Raw genomic sequence first — 19,152 nt, forward strand, 5'->3', positions numbered from 1 at the left:
TTTTACTAAAAATAATGAAGATTTATCAAGTTTATATCAGCAATTACCGGCAAACGCTTACCCATGCCAACGAAATGCCTTTATTGGAAAAATTAGAAAAAAACGGCATTATACATGAATATCAATGTCGCTCAGGTTATTGTGGTTCATGTCGGGTAAAACTACAAAAAGGCAAAGTGTCTTATAAAGAACAGCCCCTTGCCTTTCTTAATCCAAATGAAATATTACTTTGTTGTTGCCAATTGGAAGATGATATAGAAATCGAACTCTAATCTATACACATGCAAAAATGCGACTTCCAATTCACTTATCTCTTAAAAAATATTTACTGGTTAGCATTTTCCTTCGTTGTTACAAATAATAGCCAATATCCTACTACAGCCGATACACTAGAACCAAACAAGATACCTAATCGTGCATAAGCGGTTAAGTGTCCATCTCCCCCACCAAAAGCAAGACTGGCTAAAAACATCGACATGGTAAACCCTATACCACAAAGTACCGAAACTGCAAATATCTGTTTAAAATTAATACCTTCAGGTAGTTTTGCTATATGCAGTTTCACTGATAAGTAGCTAAATAAAAACACCCCAATCGGCTTACCTAACAATAACCCCAACGTAACACCCAGTGTTAATGGTGAAGTTAATGCTTCCATACCCAAACCGGACAAAGAAATACCGGCATTACAAAAAGCAAAGAGCGGTAAAATTAAAAATGAGCTCCAAGGTGCAATAGCATGTTCCATTTCAACCAAAGGTTCGCTGTTATTTTTACCTTTCAGCGGTACACAAAAACCTATAATGACACCAGCTAATGTCGCATGCACACCTGATTTCAATACAGATACCCAAAGGATAATCCCAACGACAACATAAGCGATTAAATTTGATACTTTGAAACGATTTAACAAAATTAAGCCAACAATAGCAATACTTGCTAAAATCAACGCTTTTGTACTTAAATCATGTGAGAAAAATAAAGCAATCACAATAATTGCACCTAAATCATCAATAATAGCCAATGCTAATAAAAATACTTTTAAAGCAAGAGGTACTCGAGTACCTAGCAACACTAATACACCAATAGCAAAAGCAATATCGGTCGCCATTGGAATGGCCCAACCGCCGTGATAATCGGGAACACCTTGATTTACGAGCCAATACACTAAAGCTGGTACAATCATTCCGCCACAAGCCGCAATTGCCGGAAAAATAGCCTTCTGATAGCTGGAAATCGCACCAATCAACATCTCACGTTTCACTTCCAAGCCGACAAGAACAAAGAAAATCGCCATAAATCCGTCATTTACCCACATTAATAACGGTTTATTAAGCTCAACGATAGATCCGAATTGAATAATCACCGGAGCATTCAGAAAACTAAAGTAATGATCTCTTAACGGAGAATTGGCAAATATCACCGCCCCTACAGAAAAAACCAATAACAGGATTCCTCCGGCGGCCTCCATTTGTAAAAATTGACGAATACATTCCCGAATTTTTTCAGTCATTATTTTCATTATTACTTCCTTTGCATAACTAAAAACGCATATAACAAGTTTTTATCACGAACTTTTATTTAGGGTCAAGGCAAATCAAACAATTTTTTCTATTGATAAAAAAAACACAACAAAGTTCACAATAATATTCAACAAATTTAACAAAACTTTATACAAAAACAAATTTACTCAACACATTTAAAGCTGTTGATACACTCTCAACGCATACGCATCGGACATTCCCGCAATATAATCGCAAATAATTCGCTTACGATCTGTTTCTGTTGCTTTTTGCCAACGCATTGCTGTATTACGAGGCAGTAAACGCAACGGATCACTGTCAAAAATTTGAAACATTTCAGTAAGCATTCTTTGCCCTTTATATTCGACACGTTGTGTATCAACATGTTTAATCACATACTCCCATACGAAGTGTTTAAAAATAGTTAAAACTTCAATAACTTCATCAGGTAATTCGGCGTTATAACGTAATAAAGGCTCGGAAAAACCATTATTTATTTTCCAACGTACATGGGTAATAAAATAATTCACCAATGCACCGATGGCATTTTTACGCTCATAGTGTAATTCCGAAAAAAGTTTTTGGCTAAGTGATTGTACATTCTCAACAATCCATTCTGATCGACATTCTGTTAATTTTTCCACCGCACTTTGCCACTGCTGAAACGTTACCACGCCAACAACAATCGCATCTTCTAAATCATGTACCGCATAAGCAATATCATCTGCAAGTTCCATAATACTGCAATCCAAAGATTTATAACGGGTTTTCAAAACCTCATCAGGACGAGTACGCTCTTTTTTATATTGCCCGAATAAAGTGCGGTCATTTTCCGATAAGGGTTCAAGTAACCATTCAAACATTTTCAAATCATCACGAAAAATCCCTTTTCCCGGTTTCCACGCTGAAATCTTCACATATTTAGAATCAACATTATCGACAATTACCCCTTGATGATATTGTGGGGAAGAACGATCTAAAATCGTAGGATATTTAACAACGCCCAATAACGTTCGACGAGTTAAATTCATTCCTGCATTAGGCGTATAAGGCTCAAGCTTAGTTAATAAACGAAACGTTTGTGCATTTCCCTCAAATCCCCCATGATGACGCATCATATAATTCAAGGCGACTTCTCCGCCATGTCCAAAGGGCGGATGACCGATATCATGAGCAAAACAAAGGCTTTCAATGAGGTCATTAGACGGCAGTATTAATTTAAGTTGTTTTTGCAACTCTGCTCGATCTTCCTTGAGCTGTTGAGCTAAAGAAATAAAACTATCAATAAGTTTCATTTGTGCAACGATACTGCTACCAATTTGAGCGACCTCAAGCGAATGGGTTAAACGAGTGCGGTAAAAATCATTTTCGCCTATAGCGTGAATTTGTGTTTTTGCTTGTAAACAACGGAAAGCCGCACTATGCAATATTCTCCCACGATCACGACGAAAAGGCGGACGATGATCTTTCTCTCTCGGCGGATCGGCAAGAAAGCGTTCTTGCCAAGATGAATTAATTTGCAATTTCATAGTTATTCCTCAAAAACAAGCAAAATCCACGTAATTCATCTCATTATACAACTCAACGTCAACAAAAATAATAAAATTTATAGCTTGATTTACTTCTTTTATTCGTTTTGTTACGTTTTTTCGGTAAAATAGACGAAATTATCTTGAACAACATCATCAATATGTGGAAAAAAATCTTTTTTATTTTATTTTTTTGTGCCATTTCTAGTGTTTCAGCCAAAAATCCCCGCATTCTTCCTTGTTATGTAGTGAAAATTAGTGATGGCGATACATTTACCTGCTCACTTCGCAATAACAAAAAAGTAAAAGTGCGTTTACAAGAAATTGACGCACCGGAAAAAGGACAGCCGTTTGGTAAAAAAGCCCAACACTATCTTACAAAGTTAATTTATAAAAAAAACGTAAAATTGCATGTGTCAAGCTATGACCGTTATCAACGCATGCTCGCAACGGTTTATACCTCACAAGGAAAAAATATCAATTTAGCGATGGTAAATGCAGGTTTTGCTTGGGCATATCAACAATATTTAAAAGATCCGCAGTATCTACAAGCACAAAAATACGCACAACGTAAACGTCTTGGCTTATGGCAAGATCCTCATCCTGTATATCCACATCAATGGCGTAAACAAAAAAAGCAAAAGATAAAAAAATATGATTTTTGATCCAACATTATTTCGCCGGCAATTCCCTTTTTTTCACCAAAAAAATGGTATCACTTATCTAGACAGTGCGGCGACCACCTTAAAACCGCAAGTTCTCCTTGACGCAACGCAGCATTTTTATGCTTCTGCCGGCTCCGTACATCGAAGCCAATATGATGCAAAACAGACCGCACTTTTTGAACAAGCGAGAAAGCAGGTGCAAAAACTGATCAACGCTGAAAGTGAAGAAACCGTTATTTGGACATCCGGCACCACACAAAGCATCAACATTGTCGCCTACGGCTTAATGGCACAACTTTCCCCAAACGATGAAATTATCATTAGCGAAGCGGAACATCATGCAAATTTTGTTACTTGGCAACAAATTGCTAAAAAGTGCGGTGCAACATTAATTATTTTACCGTTGCAAGATAATTTACTCATTGATCAACAAATTCTACAAAAATCCTTAAACAAAAAAACGAAATTAGTCGCCTTAAATGTGATCTCCAATGTAACAGGAACACAACAACCGCTGACACAGCTTATCCCCATCATACGAGAAAAAAGCAGTGCCTTGATTTTATTAGATTGTGCACAAGCCATTAACCATCAAACCATTGATCTTCAAAGGCTTGATGCAGATTTTATCGTTTTTTCCGCACATAAAATTTACGGACCAACAGGGCTAGGTGTATTAAGTGGAAAACGTTCTGCTTTAGAACGATTACAACCCAGTTTTTTCGGCGGAAAAATGGTTGAACAGGTTTCAAAACAAGAAACTGTTTTTGCCTCTTTACCTTATCGCCTCGAAAGCGGCACGCCTAATATTGCTGGCGTAATCGGTTTCGGTGCGGTATTAAATTGGCTGGAACAATGGGATATCATACAAGGGGAACAATTTGCCGTGCAACTGGCGGAAAAAACAAAAGAGCGGTTAAAAAATTATCCTCATTGTCGCCTATTTAATTCGCCACACCCAAGCACATTTGTTTGCTTTACATTCACCACAATCGCCACATCGGATATTGCGACCCTACTTGCAGAACAACATATTGCCTTGCGTAGTGGCGAACATTGTGCAACTCCCTATTTACAGCGTCTAGGACAAAAAAGCACCTTACGCCTCTCTTTCGCCCCTTACAATAACCAAGAAGATATTGAACTGTTTTTTAGTGCATTGGATAAAAGTTTGGAGTTATTGGCATGATTGAACAAATCAAACAAGCGAAAAATTGGGAAGAACGTTATCGCTTAATCATTTTGGCAGGAAAAAATCTCCGCCAACCGACAGAACAGCAATTGGCTGAAATGGAAATCATTCAAGGTTGCGAAGTCAAAGTATGGTTTAAATGCTTACTTAAAACAGACCGCACTTTTGAATGCCACGCTTATAGCGAAGCAAGAATTATGAATGGCTTATTATGGATGTTATTGCAAGAAATGAACGGCAAACAGGCGACTCAATTGGCAGAATTTGATTTAATCCAATATTTCGATGAACTCGGCATTGCCCAACGTTTAACCGATACAAGACTTAACGGCTTAAAACAAATTGAGCAAAAGATAAAGTTAATGCCTTAAGACGGTATACAATACTACTCAAACGTTAACATTCACATCGAAAAATACAAATTTGTTGATGAAAATCTATGCTTATGCAACTCATCTCCTTGAAGAAGAGAAAAAATAGACGTTAGGTAAGATTTACAAGGCAAAAGGCTTTTAAATTACTTTTTTACTTGTTTTTTGCTTTGTAAATACTCTCAATAAACTTGCTAAATTTATTTTAATTACTCAAAATATACTTAATGAGGTGCGACTTGTTTTGATGAAAAAGCAAACAAGTCAAGAGATGAAATTAAAGCAGTTATTGATGAAATTTTAGGGAGTGAATAATGAAATTACCAATGCAATCTAAAGAAGCAACTAAGTTTGTTAAAGAAACGAATAATGGCGATTTAAAGCCTAAATCTAAAGTTTCCTCTATTCTTCTCTCCGAGAAACAAAATCAATTTGTAAAAGATTACGTTCGACGGTGAAGATATTAGCCCATTTCTTAAAGAATGGATTGAGCTATACTCTGAACACTTGAAACTAAAAATGAAAAATATATTGCTGCTTGTGCTGATTCATTATGCCAAGCATAATACTAAATTTGATGTTGATAGTATTTTATAGCTTTAAATTGCTTGCAAAATACTTTTATTTTACTTTTATATTACTTTTTATCTTTTAGCAAAGATGAAATTATGAGGAGAAAATTTATGATTACTGAAGAAGAGAAATTAAGTAGAAAAAAAGCTGTTCAATCTGCGATTGATAATAATCGTTTAGAGGGGTTAGAGCCTAGTAAAGTTTTTATTGATATTGCTCAAAATTGGGTCAATGGAAATTTGACTAATGATGAATTTGGAAGAAAAGTTTATGAAATACACGGGCTTCGATTCCCACATTGATGAAAATAAAGTCTTAAAAAATCATTTTGGGATTAAAGATCAAAATAAGCTAGATCAAATAGAAAGAGATATTACCTCTTACAAAGAATCTATTCTTAACGATAATCCAATAAAAGGAAAATTTGACCTTAAGCATTTACAAGATATTCACAAACATTTATTTAGCGATATTTATCCTTTTGCAGGAAAAATTAGAGACGGCTATTTGCAAAAAGGGGAGCAAGATTTCACTATGGGATATAGAATTGTTCCACAAGCTGAAAAATTGTTTAGTGAGCTAAAAAGTGAGAATTTCCTAAAAAATACTGAACCCGATAAGATGGCTGGACGCTTAGCTTATTATATGGGCGAAATAAACGCTATACACCCTTTTAGGGAGGGCAATGGGAGAACTCAAAGGATATTTATTTCTCAATTAGCAAAAGAAGCAGGTTTTGAATTAAACTTTAATAAAGTTAGTCAAGGTGAAATGATAAAGGCTTCTATTCAGGCTCATAGATGTGATTATACAGCCTTAGAATCTATTATTAAAAGAGGGTTGAAACCTCTTTTTTCAAAAGTTCTTGATGGGCTTGCTACTCATAAACCAACAGTAAATCAGGCTTAATGCGGCATTCTCATCACCTTTGCTACAGTAGGGGCGAATCACATTCGCCCCATGACATCAACCCGAACGGAGAATAAAATACATTAAAAGGCGGATGTAATCTGCCCCTCCCCTTGTTTCTTTAAATTGTCATCAATGCGGATATTTAAGTTTGAAGTTGTCATAATTTAAGCTCACATTGTAGATAAAAAGCAAATTACATTACATTTACATTTCATTATAATTTAAATATAATTAGAACCTACTTTAAATAGCGTTTAAATGTCATTTACTTTGGAGGTTTATTATGGATTATACAAATTTTAATATGCGACTTGATAACGACTTGCGTGGACGGGCTTATCCTATTTTGGAGCAGTATGGATTGACGCCAAGTCAAGCGGTAAGAATGTTTTTTAATCAGATTGCACAAACCGGTAAAATACCCTTGTCGTTTGATTGGGCGGAAAATCAAACTTTAACCCCAAAAGCAGCCGCACGGTTACGCCAAACTGAGCAGGAATTCGCCAATGGCGAATTTGAACGCTTTTATAGCCTAGATGAACTCAATCAAGCGATAAAGGAGATCTCGCATGGCTAAACGCAAATTTGATATGGCAAAATCTTTTAAACGTGATTTGAGAAAACATTACTTGGCTTTAGTCGGCGAAGCATGGGCAGAGATTTCAAACTGTCTTTTGAATGACTTGCCAATTCCTGAAAAGTATCAAGATCACCCGCTTAAAGGCGATAAATCAGGCTTTCGAGACTGCCATGTCAAACCGGATTTAGTGTTGATATACAAAATCGTTGATGATGTTGTGGAGTTACATTACCTTGATAGCCATAGCGAAATTTTTGGCTAGCCTACCGCTCTTTGTTACAAAAATGTCAAAAAAAACCGCTCCGAAGAGCGGTTAAATTTTTGAGGTTTTATTATATATTATATATTAGAAGTAAACACGTAAACCTGCTGCGTAGAAACTTTCTCTCACGTTTTTATCTTTTGTAGGTGCTTTAACACGGCTATTAGCAAATTCTGCATAGGCTAATAAATTTTTGTTAAAGGCATAGTCAGCACCGACGATAAATACGTTTTGTACTGCTTTTTGATGTTCTTCTAACTCTAAGTCAGCTAATTTTACATAAGAAAGTGCAAAAGGCTGTTCAAATTTTTTAGCACTAGTATCACTAGCACTTCTTAAACTATTACGTTGCCATTGTGTATAGACATTTAAGACATCCGGTAATACTGCATATTTTGCACCGACTTCAACAAAGCGAGCAGAACCTTGAAATTCGTGTTGAACTTTAGATTGATACACTGTTTGACCGTATTCAATACCGAAAGATGCCGGTCCGAATTCTACTTGCGTTGCTAAACGCCAAGCTTGTTGTTGATTATCAGTTTTAGAAGCAATAACACCAACTTTGGTATTTTCGTTACGAACTGTATAACCCGCATTGGCATTTACCTTAACATCACCAAAATTACCTGTATAGAACGCAGACAATCCGTAAGTATTTTTTAATTTAACATGTTTTTTGTCTGAATCCTTTCCTTGAATATCTTTTTTATGTGCTTCACCGAAGCCATAATCAGCACCAAAACCTAAAGTTTGCCCTTCCGCTAATTGGATATCTGCTGTACGGAAAGACACCACTTTATCACCGGAAGTAACCAAGTTGTTGTTACCGCCAAAGATATAGGTATGATCATTTAATTGCACATCATCCGCAGTGGTATTTTGTTTACCGAAAGTTACTTTACCGATATCGTTATGTTTTAAGCCTAACCATAATTTAGAAAGTTTGATGTCGTTAAAAGATGTATCTTCTTTTTCAGCATCACCTAACCCGAAACGAACCGCACCGATTGCTTTTAAGCCGTTTTGTACTTCATGCTCCGCTTTAAACTCCACACGAGAGCTGTTATTACGTAAATCGGTACGTTGAGCATCACCGAATTTACCTAACATTACATCAATACGACCGCCAACATCTACTTTGGTACCGTTTTGATTATAAACAGTTGTTGCGTTTGCTGATGCCGCAACTGCCGCTACCGCTAATGCTACTAATGTCTTTTTCATAATAAAATTCCTTTCAAATTTAAATTATTTTACTACTGAATTGAACCTTTCCATATATGAAAAGTCCAAGCCAACTTTTAAAAAAAAGCGAGCCTATATTGGCAAAGAAACCGTTTACAGTCAACTAAATTTAATAAAAAAATGCTAAATTTAGTGATCTAAATCACACTTTTTGAATAATTTTTGAACTTTTTTGCGGTACTTTTATTTATTTTAATGATTCGCTTAATATCGTTTATTTTCCAGCAAATACGCTACTTTTGCGTTCTTTTTTCTCTATACAGCTATCAACCGTATGATCAGGGGTTATCTTGACCACTAAAGGGTAAAAATTTCATTCTGGCGTTAATCATCTCAATACTTTTGAATACGCTTGATTGTTTTTCATTTTTCTATTTTGTATAATCGGAACTCAACGTTTAATTAAAGGGGGAAATATGTACGCCATTGCTTTTGATCTCGATACTTCTATGTTAAAAGAGCTATACTCCACCGAGAGTTGGCAAAATGCCTATGGTGATATTAAAAAGACGCTTGAATCTTTAGGTTTTGATCATCAACAAGGTAGCGTATATTTTGGTAACGAGGATATGACTGCGGTTAAATGTGTTTTAGCTACACAAACACTATCTAAGACTTACTCTTGGTTTAAGCCATCAGTTTCAGATATTAGAATGCTTAGAATTGAAGAGCTTAATGATTTATCCCCTGCGTTATAAGCATTATTCTTTTACTTTATAACCTCTAATACTTGTTAGAGGTTTTTTTGTAGCTTGTGAAATTTACCTCTCTCATCGCTTAAATATTCACTTTTTTCGAGCAAATACCATGCCTTTGCTTTATTCTTTTTCTTGAACTATACGGCTGTTAACCGTATAATTTAGGACTATTTTAACAATTAAAGAGGGCGTATAGAAATGAGAACACAAGTAACAAAAGCAAGATTGGAAGCTAAAGTAAACCTTGATATATACGAATTATTAAAACAAGCCGCCGCAATTACAGGGCGAACCTTAACCGACTTTGTGGTAAGTGTAGCTTATGAAGAAGCCAAAAAAACTATTTCAGAACATCAAATTTTACGTTTGACATTAAGCGATCAGGCTTTACTCATTGACAATCTCAGTAAACCGTTTGAGCCTACTCAGTCAATGAAAAATGCACTTGATGTGTATGAAGAATATCTTTCCGTTGCGGGGAAAAATAATGATAAATGAAAATTTACCTTATTTAAGCGTATTACCTTTAGAAGATTTGACAATTGATAGGAATTCATTTTCCTGCTCGGTTGAGCCTTTAGAAACCTATTTTTATAAGTATGCTTCTCAAGATGTAAAAAAAGGAATTACAAAGTGTTTCGTGCTTATAAATAAACAACAATTCGGAATTATCGGCTATTACACTTTATCGGCACTATCAATCCCTATTACCGATATACCTCAAGAACGAATAAGTAAAGGTATTCCATATCCTAACATTCCTGCGGTTTTAGTGGGACGATTGGCTATTGATACGAATTTCCAAAATCAGGGGTATGGCAAATTTCTTATTGCAGACGCTATTTATAAGATAAAAAATGCTACGGTAGGGGCTGCAATTTTAGTCGTTGAGGCAAAAAATGATCATGCTGTCTCATTTTATAAGCGACTTGGGTTTATTGAGTTTAAAAATTTGAAAAAAACACACAGAAAATTATTTTATCCGCTAACTTGAAATTTTCTTGAACAGTTGCTTTTTTAGTGGTGTTCAGTTCCGACAATCGGTTTGATTTTTTCCCATTTCCGACAAGATGGGCAATTCCATGATAGTTTGTGTGTTTGGTAACCGCAATGACTGCAACGATAATCAAAGCCTCGTGCAATTCTATCTCCCACGATTTTGTGCAATAAAATCAAACTTTCTTTTGCTTTGCCGTTTTCAGCAGCATCAATTTGGTATTGAATAAAACGATGTAAAATAAATGTACTTGGGTTTTGTTCCAGTTGTTGGTGTAATTTAGTTTGTGCCGCAACAATGCCGTCTTTTTCTGCGATAAGATCCGATAAAGCTAAATCAACCGCACTATTATTGCCGGTTTGGCTTGCCCGAATAAGAAAAAGTTCAAAGTTGTCTAACCGATTTAATTCTTGGTAGCAATATTTTAATGCCGGTAAAATTTCGCTCATGTAATCCGCATTTTGTATTAGCACATTTTCTAAATGTTGCACCGCACGTTGATATTCTAAATTCACAATATAACGTTCAGCGATGAGGATAGAGGCTCTAACACTCGTTTTTGAAACATTCAATGCTTGTTTCAAAATATGGATTGCTTGAGCTTGTTGTTGCTCATCACTTCCTAAAGTCAGGGAATATTCGCAGTAGTAATGTGCTAATGCAATGTTATCTTCCGTAGGCGAAATTTTGGCAAGTTTCTCAGCAACATTGATCGCTTTTTTCCATTCTTTTGTTTTTTGATAAATGACGGCTAGTTGTTGTAAAGCATTTTCAGCGTAGTTCGGTTCGTCAATCAATAAAATATAAAGATTTTCAGCTCGATCATAAAAGCCTATCGTCAAAAAATCTTTTGCTAATTGTTGTTTAGCAAGAAGTTTTTGTTCGAAGGTATAATTTGGACTGCTATCCAATGCTTGATGAATACGCAAAGCTCTATCAACTTCACCTCGAGAACGATATAAATTTCCTAAGGTTAATTCAGCCTCAAATTGTGAACCTGTTTCAATGTTATTTTCTTGTTCCTGCTTTTGTAGAATATCAAGGAAGAGATCAGCCGCTTTTTCGTGTTGATTAGATAATAATAAATTAATACCTGTTACATAATCACGAGAAAATTTATTGCTAATCGTATCTTGATCTTTTCTTGCACTACGATGCCCCATATACCAGCCGTAAGCTGCTGCAATCGGTAAAAGCAGGAAAAGTAATTCGAGCATTATACAACCTTACTCTCGATTTTTGTTTAATTCATCAATTAACGCTAATTGATGCTTTACTTGGCGAGATAAAAAAAGATTTCTAAATTTTAATTTGATATAGAAGAAAGCGGTAATTAACCAACCTAAAAGCAGACCTAGCCCAAACAAGATAGCCACTAAAGTTGATAAACGTATTTCATTTTGTGCAACTACATAATTAAAGGTAATAATTTGGTCATTGTTAGCACCAATAGTTACAGCAACTAAAACAACCGTAATCAATAAAACAAAACCTATAATATATTTGATCATCTGTATCTCCTATAACTTTCTATTTATGGTTAAATCAATTAGCATCACTAAAAGCTCGGTCATTATGCCAAAAAAATAAAAAAAACGACACTTTACGCGTCGTTTTTTTATATTTTATATTACGAGTAAATATTAACACGCTCTTTCAGTTCTTTACCGGCTTTAAAATGAGGTACATATTTAGCACTTAAATCTACCTTTTCTCCGGTTTTTGGATTACGTCCTATTCTAGATTGACGAAAATGCAATGAAAAACTACCAAATCCTCGAATTTCAATTCTTTCACCGTTTTCTAATGCTTGTGATAATTGTTCTAGAATGTCTTTTACTGCATTTTCTATATCTTTCAAAGGAACGTTAGGATTGGTTGATGCTAAATTTTCGATAAGTTCTGACTTTGTCATAATATACTCCTAGTGCCGGTTGGCATAAATCCTATAATTCATGCCAACCAAAAAGTGAATGAATTATTCACCTTTTGCCGCTTTAAATGCTTCAGCCATTGCATTTGGAATAACAATTTCTTCTTTATTCACATTTGCAACTGCCGCCGCTTCTTCTGCTTGGTCTTTTGCTTTAACAGATAGATGAACGATACGAGATTTACGGTCAACACCGGTATATTTCGCTTCAACAACATCACCAACAACAACTTCATTGCTCAAATCAGCTGTACGAATATAACCTTCAACGCCGCTTACTAATTCAACTTTAGCACCTTTTGCGTCAACTTCAACCACTTTAGCACTGACCACAGCACCTTTTTTGTTTACCGCAATGAAATTATTAAACGGATCTTCTTCCAGCTGTTTGATACCTAAAGAAATACGCTCTTTTGCAGAATCAACTTGTAATACAACTGCTTCTACTTCGTCACCTTTTTTATAGTTACGAACAGCTTCTTCACCCGGAATATTCCAAGAAATATCAGATAAATGTACTAAACCATCAATTCCGCCTTCAAGACCGATGAAAATACCGAAATCTGTAATAGACTTAATCTTACCGGAAACTTTATCACCTTTGTTGTGAGTTTCAGCAAACTGTAACCATGGGTTAGGTTTGCATTGTTTTAAACCTAAAGAAATACGACGACGTTCTTCATCGATTTCCAATACCATTACTTCAACAACATCACCTAAATGAACAACTTTAGATGGGTGAATATTTTTATTTGTCCAATCCATTTCTGACACATGAACCAAACCTTCAACACCTTCTAAAATTTCAACAAAGCAACCATAGTCAGTTAAGTTAGTTACTTTACCTGTTAATTTGCTGTTCACCGGATGATTTTCTGCGATGGCTACCCAAGGATCTTGACCCAATTGTTTTAAGCCTAAAGATACACGTGTTTTATCTTTGTCAAATTTGAGGACTTTAACTGTAATTTCATCGCCGACACTCACAATCTCACCCGGATGTTTAACACGTTTCCACGCCATATCGGTGATATGCAATAAACCGTCAACACCACCTAAATCAACAAATGCACCGTAATCGGTTAAGTTTTTAACAGTACCTTTAACTTCTGAACCTTCAGCTAAGTTAGCTAAAATTTCTTCACGTTCTTGACTATTTTCCGATTCGATGACTGCACGACGAGATACCACAACATTGTTGCGTTTTTGATCTAATTTAATGACTTTAAATTCTTGTTCTTTACCTAATAGGTGATCCGCTTCACGAGTTGGGCGAGTATCTACCAATGAACCCGGTAAGAACGCACGAACACCGTTTAACTCAACTGTGAAACCGCCTTTCACTTTACCGTTGATTAAACCGATAACAGTTGCTTGTTCTTCGTATGCTTTTTCTAAATCAATCCAAGATTCTTGACGTACCGCTTTTTCACGTGAAAGTTTAGTTTCACCGAAACCGTCTTCAACAGCGTCCAAAGCAACGTTTACAACGTCACCCACTTTAACGTCCAATTCACCTTGAGCATTTTGGAATTCTTCCGCCGGAATACGAGCTTCTGATTTCAAACCTGCATCTACGTACACGAAGCCTTTTTCGATAGCAACAACAGTAGCGTTAACGATTGAACCTACACGAGTTTCAAGGTCTTTTAATGATTCTTCAAATAGTTGAGCAAAAGATTCTGACATAATTAATCTTCTAAATTTAAGTTAATAACGACCACTTTAATTTCCATAAAAAGTGGGGCTGATAATAAATGTTTATTCAATCCTTGAACAAACGAGTTCAGATTCCAACGGAGAGTTCATCACACGACTGATATGCTCTAATGCTTGTTTGATCACATCATCAATTGTTAATTCCGTGCTATCAAGTAATAAAGCATCTTCTGCGGGCTTCAAGGGAGCGACTGGACGATTTCTATCACGAAAATCACGCTCTTTTATCTCGGTCAAAATCTGTGCAAAGTTACCATTAATTCCTTTATTTTGCAACTGTTTATGACGTCTTTTTGCTCTTTCTTCCGCACTAGCATCTAAAAAAATTTTTACTTGAGCATGCGGAAATACCACTGTCCCCATATCACGCCCATCTGCAATAAGCCCTTCCCCGTTTGCAAAATCTCGTTGTAATTGCAATAACGCTGTTCTAACTTGTGGAAACACCGCAATTTGAGACGCAGCTTCAGCCACTTCTTGTGTACGAATTTTTGTACTGACATTCTCATTTTGCAAAATGATATTCACTTCGCCATGTTGTGGAATAAATTGAATGTCGAGACTACGGGCTAATTCAGTCAGTGCCGTTTCATCATCAAGTGCCACACCTTTTTTTAACGCTGCCAATGCTGTCACACGATAAATTGCTCCGCTATCTAATAATCGAAATCCAAGTTTCTCGGCTAAGGCATAACATAGCGTACCTTTGCCCGCTCCACTTGGTCCGTCAACAGTAATAATCAGATTTTTATTCATAAATTGAACCTTGATACAAAAATGCGTCATATATCATGACGCACTTTATTTTTTATTCGGCTAATTTCTTCTCAACAGCCTTCAATCGCTTGTTTATTTTATCAATATCTAAAGTTAATGCGGCAGTTTTACGCCATACCTTATTTGGCTGTAACGGAATTCCGGAAGAATATATTCCCGGTTCTGTGATTGGTCGCATCACCATACCCATTCCAGTAATTGTTACTTTATCACAAATTTCCATATGCCCATTAATAACACTTGCTCCGCCAATTAAGCAATAGCGACCAACTTTCAAACTACCCGCCATAATAACACCGCCGGCAACAGCAGTACCTGTTCCAATATGAACATTATGTGCAATTTGGCAAAGATTATCTATGATTACATTATCCTCAATCACAGTCGCATCAAGTGCACCTCGATCAATACAAGTGCAGGCACCGATTTCAACATGATTGCCTATAATGACAGTTCCCGTTTGTGGAATTTTAATCCAGCGACCACGATCATTTGCATAACCAAATCCATCACTACCAATTACCGCACCTGATTGAATGAGACAATCTGAGCCGATTTTAACGTCATGATAAATATTAACATTTGCCCAAAGCTGGGTATTTTCACCAATCTGCACATGTTTACCGATAAAGCAACCTGCACCAATCACCACATTGTCACCAAGTATAACTCCGTCTTCAATCACCGCATTAGCCCCAATGGAAACATGTTGACCTAACTTTGCCGTATCGGAAATGACCGCACTTTGGTGAATACCTTGAGCGGCTTTGGGTGTGCTGTCCATGTATTGTGCCAAAATAGCGTATGCAACATAAGGATCTTTTACTACGAGCAAATTACTTTGTGCAGAACAGAATTCGATATCACTTTCGGTTACAATTAATGCACCGGCTTGTGATTGAAGCAAATGTTCTCGAAATTTAGGATTGGAAATAAAGGTCAGTTGGTTGTTATCCGCTTTATCTAAAGGTGCTATGTCCGTTACAATAACATCGGCGTTACCACGAATGGTAGCGCCGATTTGTTGAGCCAATTCCAGTAAAGAATATCCTTGCATTACTTAGCCTTTGCAGGAGCTGGAGCCGGAATAGCTTTTAGAACTTCCTCGGTAATATTTTTACCGTCAGCAACATAAATTGCCGTTTTTTCATCCAATACAATTGTAAAGTTTTTGGCTTTAGCTACATTCGTTGTAGCTGTTTGAACCTCTTTTAATAAACGTTGAGTAATTTCGGCATCACGTTTTTGTGCTTCAGCTTGAAACGCTGCAACATTTTTTTGGTGTTCCGCTACCAGCTTGTTAAACTCGTCATTACGTTTTGTTACCAATTTAGCAATTTCATCTTGACGTTTTTTGATATCAGCTTGACGTAGTTTCGGTGCATCTTTTTCCAATGCTTTACTTTTTGTTTCAATTTCTTTTTCAAAATTGGCACGTTTTTCAACTAATGCTTTATCTGCTGCTTCCAGTTTTTCTGCAGGTGCTTTAAATTCCTCATTTAATTTTTGAAACTCAAGCAAGCGAGCAGGGTGATTTAAAAACAAGTACTCTGTATTAACAACAGCGATATTATCACTTGCCATTGCAATTGATGAGCCTAATGCGATAGAAAGAGCGGTCAGTTTTACTGCATTTTTCATTGTTTGAATATCCTTAATAAATTAATTTTAATTGAGTTCCGTACAATTTAATTATACGGGTTTCATATCAGACTATTAATTATAGCCGAAAGTTCCCTAAAAAGAACCACCAATACTAAATTGGAATTGTTCAATTTGGTCACCTTGATATTTTTTCAGTGGTTTAGCATAAGAGAATACTAAAGGTCCAATCGGAGAATACCATTGGAACGCAATCCCTGCTGAAGCTCTTATACGAGCTGGGTTCCCGTAGTCAGGTATATTTTTATCTCTAGCAAATGGTTTACCATCTGATTTCCATTTAGTATTCCATACAGAACCGGCATCGGCAAAGATAGAGGTTCTCACTGAGCGTTGGTTTTTCTCCGCTACAAACGGCGTCGGAACAATAAGTTCAATACTTGCCAATGTCATGGCATTTCCGCCAACAATATCTTTGCTATGGCATGTATATTGGTTTTGGCTTGTACTTTGCATACCTCCAGCCGCACTGTTTTGCATTGCACTACAATTTCTATTCCCCTGATAAATCGCTTTTGGTCCTATTGCTCCATATTCAAAACCACGTACAGTTCCTATGCCTCCAGCAGAGTAAGTTTGATAAAACGGTAAACGTTTACCGCCAAAACCGTTTGCATATGATCCTGACAATCTACCTGTCAGTACCCAATAATGATCACGATCCAATGGATAAAAACCCTGCACTTCAGCACTCACTTTATAGTATCTGTTATCTGAACCTGGGATTGTCACTTTACCGCCAACATTTGCTCTTACTCCGGAGGTAGGCAAATAGCCACGGTTTAAGCTGTTATAGTTCCAGCCGAATGAAAATTCAAAGTCATGCGATTTAAAATTCCATCTATTAGAATCAGGATACCCCATTGATTTGCGATATAAATCACGATTATATTCTTTCGTCACATTTTTTAATTGGCTATAAATATGCCCTAAACTTAAATAATAGGAGTTATTTTCATTGACCGGAAAACTTAAATTTCCACTTAGACCGTAAGTTGTACGTCCATAGGCGGCTGCAGTATCACTTTTTGAGTTATCGTGTTTTTCAAAAAATGCGTTTCCACCTAAACTTACACCATCTTTAGTAAAGTACGGTTCGTTATAACCTAAATTAAGACTTGTGCCATAATTGTTGCGTGAACCGGCTAAACTAATCGAGGAACCCATGCCCAAGAAATTATCCTGTTTAATACTTGCCTGATAACTTATACCACTTTCAGTACCATAACCAATACCGAAGTTCAAACTCCCTGTATTGCGTTCTTTGACTCGATAAATGACATCAACTTGGTCGTTAATTTGTTGATTGGTTTGAGTTTCCGTTTCCACTGACTCAAAAAATCCGGTACGCTCTAGACGAATTTTCCCTAACTCAACTAATTGAGATGATAACCAAGCACCCTCTTGTTGACGCATTTCTTGACGTAATGTGCTATCGGCAGTAATCGTATTCCCCTCAAAGCGGATTTGACGAACAGAATAACGATGTCCCGCATCAACAACAAACGTTAAATCAATCGTTTTGTTCTCTTCATTAAAGACTGAACTAACATCTACTTTTGCCGTTGCATAGCCTTGCTCGCTTAATTTTGCTTTTATCAATTGTTCAACACTGCTAACTTCACTACGACGGAAAGTTTCTCCGACATAAATGTTTTTAAGTAACGGTGCTAACTCTTCTGACATACCGCCTACATCACCAACGATTCGGACACTATTTACAGAATACTTATCACCTTCGTTAACTTGAATTCTAACTCTAACCTCAGTTTTTTCGTCATTTAGCTGAACATCAGTACCAACGATTTGAAATTTTGCATAACCATGTTCTAAATAAAAATCACGAATAAGATCCAAATCTTGGTTAAATTGATTGGTATCAAATTTATTCCCAAACAACTTCCACCAAGCATCCGGCTGTAATTCCATCCGCTCTTGTAATTGGCTACTGCTAAATGCTTCATTGCCCTCAAAACGCACTTCTTTCAGTTTTGCCACATCACTTTCTTTTATTTTAAGTTTTACTTCTGCCCGATCATTTGATAATGGATTAACAATTGCCTCTACAGTCGTATTATAACGACCGACAGACTGATAATGATCAACTAAACTTCCACGAAACGCTTCCAATTTTTCCCGATTTAAAATATCACCGCTAGCAAATCCGTTCGCTTTCAAGTTTTCTCGTATTGCTTCACTAGGAATAGATTCATTTCCCTCCACTTTCACTTCCGCAATCACTAAGCGTGGTACTACAGAAATGACTAAGGTATTTCCTTCACGAACAGCTTGCACATTATCATAGCCACGCAAAAATAATAGTCTTACGACATTTGAAATATCACTCTCCGTTGCTTTTTGTCCAATTCGAACCGGCAATCCGGATAACACCGCACTTTCCTTACCTGCTTGAATACCGTTTATACGAATATCTTGCACGACAAACGGTGCGGCAACCAGACCAGTCGAGCCAAATAATAGGCTTGCAATTAACAGTTTTTTCATTGTTAG

General features: G+C 36.4%; 23 protein-coding genes. 12 read left to right on the forward strand and 11 right to left on the reverse strand.

The window, feature by feature from the left end:
* Positions 1-14: 14 nt before the first annotated feature.
* A complete protein-coding gene (yfaE, locus tag HSM_RS07390) occupies positions 15-272 on the forward strand; it encodes a class I ribonucleotide reductase maintenance protein YfaE (RefSeq protein ID WP_011609116.1) in 258 nt (85 codons plus the stop codon).
* Between the two features lie 53 nt (positions 273-325).
* Here the strand turns inward: yfaE and nhaA are convergent, their stop codons facing one another.
* Positions 326-1,513 carry a Na+/H+ antiporter NhaA gene (gene nhaA / locus HSM_RS07395; protein ID WP_041605296.1) on the reverse strand — a complete coding sequence of 396 codons (1,188 nt, stop codon included), beginning with the start codon at positions 1,511-1,513 and terminating at the stop codon, positions 326-328.
* 186 nt (positions 1,514-1,699) lie between these two features.
* A complete protein-coding gene (locus HSM_RS07400) occupies positions 1,700-3,052 on the reverse strand; it encodes an anti-phage deoxyguanosine triphosphatase (protein ID WP_012340581.1) in 1,353 nt (450 codons plus the stop codon).
* Between the two features lie 161 nt (positions 3,053-3,213).
* Here HSM_RS07400 and HSM_RS07405 point away from each other — a divergent pair, with 161 nt between their 5' ends.
* The 8 genes from HSM_RS07405 to HSM_RS07435 all read left to right on the forward strand — a co-directional run bounded on the left by HSM_RS07405 (position 3,214) and on the right by HSM_RS07435 (position 7,607).
* Positions 3,214-3,717, forward strand: a complete 504-nt coding sequence (locus tag HSM_RS07405) for a thermonuclease family protein (RefSeq protein ID WP_012340583.1) — start codon at positions 3,214-3,216, stop codon at positions 3,715-3,717.
* Positions 3,707-4,906 (forward strand): cysteine desulfurase, encoded by a 1,200-nt coding sequence (locus HSM_RS07410; protein WP_012340584.1) that lies wholly within the window; start codon positions 3,707-3,709, stop codon positions 4,904-4,906. The genes HSM_RS07405 and HSM_RS07410 overlap by 11 nt, the downstream gene beginning before the upstream one ends.
* Positions 4,903-5,280, forward strand: a complete 378-nt coding sequence (locus HSM_RS07415) for a SufE family protein (protein WP_012340585.1) — start codon at positions 4,903-4,905, stop codon at positions 5,278-5,280. Before HSM_RS07410 ends, HSM_RS07415 begins: the two co-directional genes overlap by 4 nt.
* Before the next feature lie 314 nt (positions 5,281-5,594).
* Positions 5,595-5,738, forward strand: coding sequence for a hypothetical protein (locus HSM_RS10850; RefSeq protein WP_157857767.1), 144 nt, complete (start codon positions 5,595-5,597; stop codon positions 5,736-5,738).
* A gap of 225 nt (positions 5,739-5,963) precedes the next feature.
* Complete coding sequence (locus HSM_RS07420; RefSeq protein WP_041605106.1) at positions 5,964-6,155, forward strand: antitoxin VbhA family protein; 192 nt, start codon at positions 5,964-5,966, stop codon at positions 6,153-6,155.
* Entirely contained in the window at positions 6,124-6,762 is a 639-nt protein-coding gene (locus HSM_RS07425; RefSeq protein ID WP_052292874.1) for a Fic/DOC family protein, read from the forward strand. Before HSM_RS07420 ends, HSM_RS07425 begins: the two co-directional genes overlap by 32 nt.
* A gap of 286 nt (positions 6,763-7,048) precedes the next feature.
* Complete coding sequence (locus tag HSM_RS07430; RefSeq protein WP_012340588.1) at positions 7,049-7,342, forward strand: type II toxin-antitoxin system RelB/DinJ family antitoxin; 294 nt, start codon at positions 7,049-7,051, stop codon at positions 7,340-7,342.
* Positions 7,335-7,607 carry a type II toxin-antitoxin system YafQ family toxin gene (locus tag HSM_RS07435; RefSeq protein WP_012340589.1) on the forward strand — a complete coding sequence of 91 codons (273 nt, stop codon included), beginning with the start codon at positions 7,335-7,337 and terminating at the stop codon, positions 7,605-7,607. The genes HSM_RS07430 and HSM_RS07435 overlap by 8 nt, the downstream gene beginning before the upstream one ends.
* A gap of 84 nt (positions 7,608-7,691) precedes the next feature.
* Here HSM_RS07435 and HSM_RS07440 read toward each other — a convergent pair whose 3' ends face one another.
* Complete coding sequence (locus HSM_RS07440) at positions 7,692-8,834, reverse strand: porin (RefSeq protein WP_012340590.1); 1,143 nt, start codon at positions 8,832-8,834, stop codon at positions 7,692-7,694.
* Between the two features lie 437 nt (positions 8,835-9,271).
* Here HSM_RS07440 and HSM_RS07445 point away from each other — a divergent pair, with 437 nt between their 5' ends.
* From HSM_RS07445 to HSM_RS07455, 3 genes are all read left to right on the forward strand, one after another.
* Complete coding sequence (locus HSM_RS07445) at positions 9,272-9,553, forward strand: virulence factor (RefSeq protein WP_012340591.1); 282 nt, start codon at positions 9,272-9,274, stop codon at positions 9,551-9,553.
* Positions 9,554-9,751: 198 nt separating this feature from the next.
* On the forward strand, positions 9,752-10,051 hold the full coding sequence (locus tag HSM_RS07450) for a type II toxin-antitoxin system TacA family antitoxin (protein ID WP_012340592.1): 300 nt from the start codon (positions 9,752-9,754) through the stop codon (positions 10,049-10,051).
* Positions 10,041-10,547, forward strand: coding sequence for a GNAT family N-acetyltransferase (locus HSM_RS07455; protein WP_012340594.1), 507 nt, complete (start codon positions 10,041-10,043; stop codon positions 10,545-10,547). The genes HSM_RS07450 and HSM_RS07455 overlap by 11 nt, the downstream gene beginning before the upstream one ends.
* A gap of 23 nt (positions 10,548-10,570) precedes the next feature.
* Here HSM_RS07455 and lapB read toward each other — a convergent pair whose 3' ends face one another.
* The 8 genes from lapB to bamA form a co-directional block, all read right to left on the reverse strand.
* Positions 10,571-11,767, reverse strand: a complete 1,197-nt coding sequence (gene lapB, locus HSM_RS07460; RefSeq protein ID WP_012340595.1) for a lipopolysaccharide assembly protein LapB — start codon at positions 11,765-11,767, stop codon at positions 10,571-10,573.
* A gap of 9 nt (positions 11,768-11,776) precedes the next feature.
* A complete protein-coding gene (locus HSM_RS07465; RefSeq protein WP_012340596.1) occupies positions 11,777-12,061 on the reverse strand; it encodes a LapA family protein in 285 nt (94 codons plus the stop codon).
* Between the two features lie 119 nt (positions 12,062-12,180).
* Positions 12,181-12,465: an integration host factor subunit beta gene (locus HSM_RS07470; protein WP_011609129.1), complete on the reverse strand. Its 285-nt coding sequence runs from the start codon at positions 12,463-12,465 to the stop codon at positions 12,181-12,183.
* 63 nt (positions 12,466-12,528) lie between these two features.
* Complete coding sequence (gene rpsA, locus HSM_RS07475; protein ID WP_012340597.1) at positions 12,529-14,172, reverse strand: 30S ribosomal protein S1; 1,644 nt, start codon at positions 14,170-14,172, stop codon at positions 12,529-12,531.
* 72 nt (positions 14,173-14,244) lie between these two features.
* On the reverse strand, positions 14,245-14,958 hold the full coding sequence (gene cmk / locus HSM_RS07480; protein ID WP_012340598.1) for a (d)CMP kinase: 714 nt from the start codon (positions 14,956-14,958) through the stop codon (positions 14,245-14,247).
* 52 nt (positions 14,959-15,010) lie between these two features.
* Positions 15,011-16,036, reverse strand: a complete 1,026-nt coding sequence (gene lpxD / locus HSM_RS07485; protein ID WP_012340599.1) for a UDP-3-O-(3-hydroxymyristoyl)glucosamine N-acyltransferase — start codon at positions 16,034-16,036, stop codon at positions 15,011-15,013.
* Positions 16,036-16,620: an OmpH family outer membrane protein gene (locus HSM_RS07490; RefSeq protein ID WP_012340600.1), complete on the reverse strand. Its 585-nt coding sequence runs from the start codon at positions 16,618-16,620 to the stop codon at positions 16,036-16,038. The genes lpxD and HSM_RS07490 overlap by 1 nt, the downstream gene beginning before the upstream one ends.
* A gap of 96 nt (positions 16,621-16,716) precedes the next feature.
* Positions 16,717-19,146 (reverse strand): outer membrane protein assembly factor BamA, encoded by a 2,430-nt coding sequence (bamA, locus tag HSM_RS07495; protein ID WP_012340601.1) that lies wholly within the window; start codon positions 19,144-19,146, stop codon positions 16,717-16,719.
* Between the last annotated feature and the right edge of the window lie 6 nt (positions 19,147-19,152).

It is taken from the genome of Histophilus somni 2336 (assembly GCF_000019405.1).
Classification (GTDB): Bacteria; Pseudomonadota; Gammaproteobacteria; order Enterobacterales; family Pasteurellaceae; genus Histophilus; species Histophilus somni.

What these genes read in the sequence shown, in the direction of transcription:
- HSM_RS07405 (WP_012340583.1), top strand. Translation starts at nt 3,214, where the DNA reads ATGTGGAAAAAAATCTTTTTTATTTTATTTTTTTGTGCCATTTCTAGT.
- HSM_RS07455 (WP_012340594.1), top strand. Translation starts at nt 10,041, where the DNA reads ATGATAAATGAAAATTTACCTTATTTAAGCGTATTACCTTTAGAAGAT.
- HSM_RS07400 (WP_012340581.1), bottom strand. Translation starts at nt 3,052, where the DNA reads ATGAAATTGCAAATTAATTCATCTTGGCAAGAACGCTTTCTTGCCGAT.
- lpxD (WP_012340599.1), bottom strand. Translation starts at nt 16,036, where the DNA reads ATGCAAGGATATTCTTTACTGGAATTGGCTCAACAAATCGGCGCTACC.
- HSM_RS07465 (WP_012340596.1), bottom strand. Translation starts at nt 12,061, where the DNA reads ATGATCAAATATATTATAGGTTTTGTTTTATTGATTACGGTTGTTTTA.
- HSM_RS07435 (WP_012340589.1), top strand. Translation starts at nt 7,335, where the DNA reads ATGGCTAAACGCAAATTTGATATGGCAAAATCTTTTAAACGTGATTTG.
- HSM_RS07450 (WP_012340592.1), top strand. Translation starts at nt 9,752, where the DNA reads ATGAGAACACAAGTAACAAAAGCAAGATTGGAAGCTAAAGTAAACCTT.
- rpsA (WP_012340597.1), bottom strand. Translation starts at nt 14,172, where the DNA reads ATGTCAGAATCTTTTGCTCAACTATTTGAAGAATCATTAAAAGACCTT.
- HSM_RS07470 (WP_011609129.1), bottom strand. Translation starts at nt 12,465, where the DNA reads ATGACAAAGTCAGAACTTATCGAAAATTTAGCATCAACCAATCCTAAC.
- yfaE (WP_011609116.1), top strand. Translation starts at nt 15, where the DNA reads ATGAAGATTTATCAAGTTTATATCAGCAATTACCGGCAAACGCTTACC.
- HSM_RS07430 (WP_012340588.1), top strand. Translation starts at nt 7,049, where the DNA reads ATGGATTATACAAATTTTAATATGCGACTTGATAACGACTTGCGTGGA.
- lapB (WP_012340595.1), bottom strand. Translation starts at nt 11,767, where the DNA reads ATGCTCGAATTACTTTTCCTGCTTTTACCGATTGCAGCAGCTTACGGC.
- HSM_RS10850 (WP_157857767.1), top strand. Translation starts at nt 5,595, where the DNA reads ATGAAATTACCAATGCAATCTAAAGAAGCAACTAAGTTTGTTAAAGAA.
- cmk (WP_012340598.1), bottom strand. Translation starts at nt 14,958, where the DNA reads ATGAATAAAAATCTGATTATTACTGTTGACGGACCAAGTGGAGCGGGC.
- HSM_RS07420 (WP_041605106.1), top strand. Translation starts at nt 5,964, where the DNA reads ATGATTACTGAAGAAGAGAAATTAAGTAGAAAAAAAGCTGTTCAATCT.
- HSM_RS07415 (WP_012340585.1), top strand. Translation starts at nt 4,903, where the DNA reads ATGATTGAACAAATCAAACAAGCGAAAAATTGGGAAGAACGTTATCGC.
- HSM_RS07410 (WP_012340584.1), top strand. Translation starts at nt 3,707, where the DNA reads ATGATTTTTGATCCAACATTATTTCGCCGGCAATTCCCTTTTTTTCAC.
- HSM_RS07445 (WP_012340591.1), top strand. Translation starts at nt 9,272, where the DNA reads ATGTACGCCATTGCTTTTGATCTCGATACTTCTATGTTAAAAGAGCTA.
- HSM_RS07440 (WP_012340590.1), bottom strand. Translation starts at nt 8,834, where the DNA reads ATGAAAAAGACATTAGTAGCATTAGCGGTAGCGGCAGTTGCGGCATCA.
- HSM_RS07425 (WP_052292874.1), top strand. Translation starts at nt 6,124, where the DNA reads ATGAAATACACGGGCTTCGATTCCCACATTGATGAAAATAAAGTCTTA.
- HSM_RS07490 (WP_012340600.1), bottom strand. Translation starts at nt 16,620, where the DNA reads ATGAAAAATGCAGTAAAACTGACCGCTCTTTCTATCGCATTAGGCTCA.
- nhaA (WP_041605296.1), bottom strand. Translation starts at nt 1,513, where the DNA reads ATGACTGAAAAAATTCGGGAATGTATTCGTCAATTTTTACAAATGGAG.
- bamA (WP_012340601.1), bottom strand. Translation starts at nt 19,146, where the DNA reads ATGAAAAAACTGTTAATTGCAAGCCTATTATTTGGCTCGACTGGTCTG.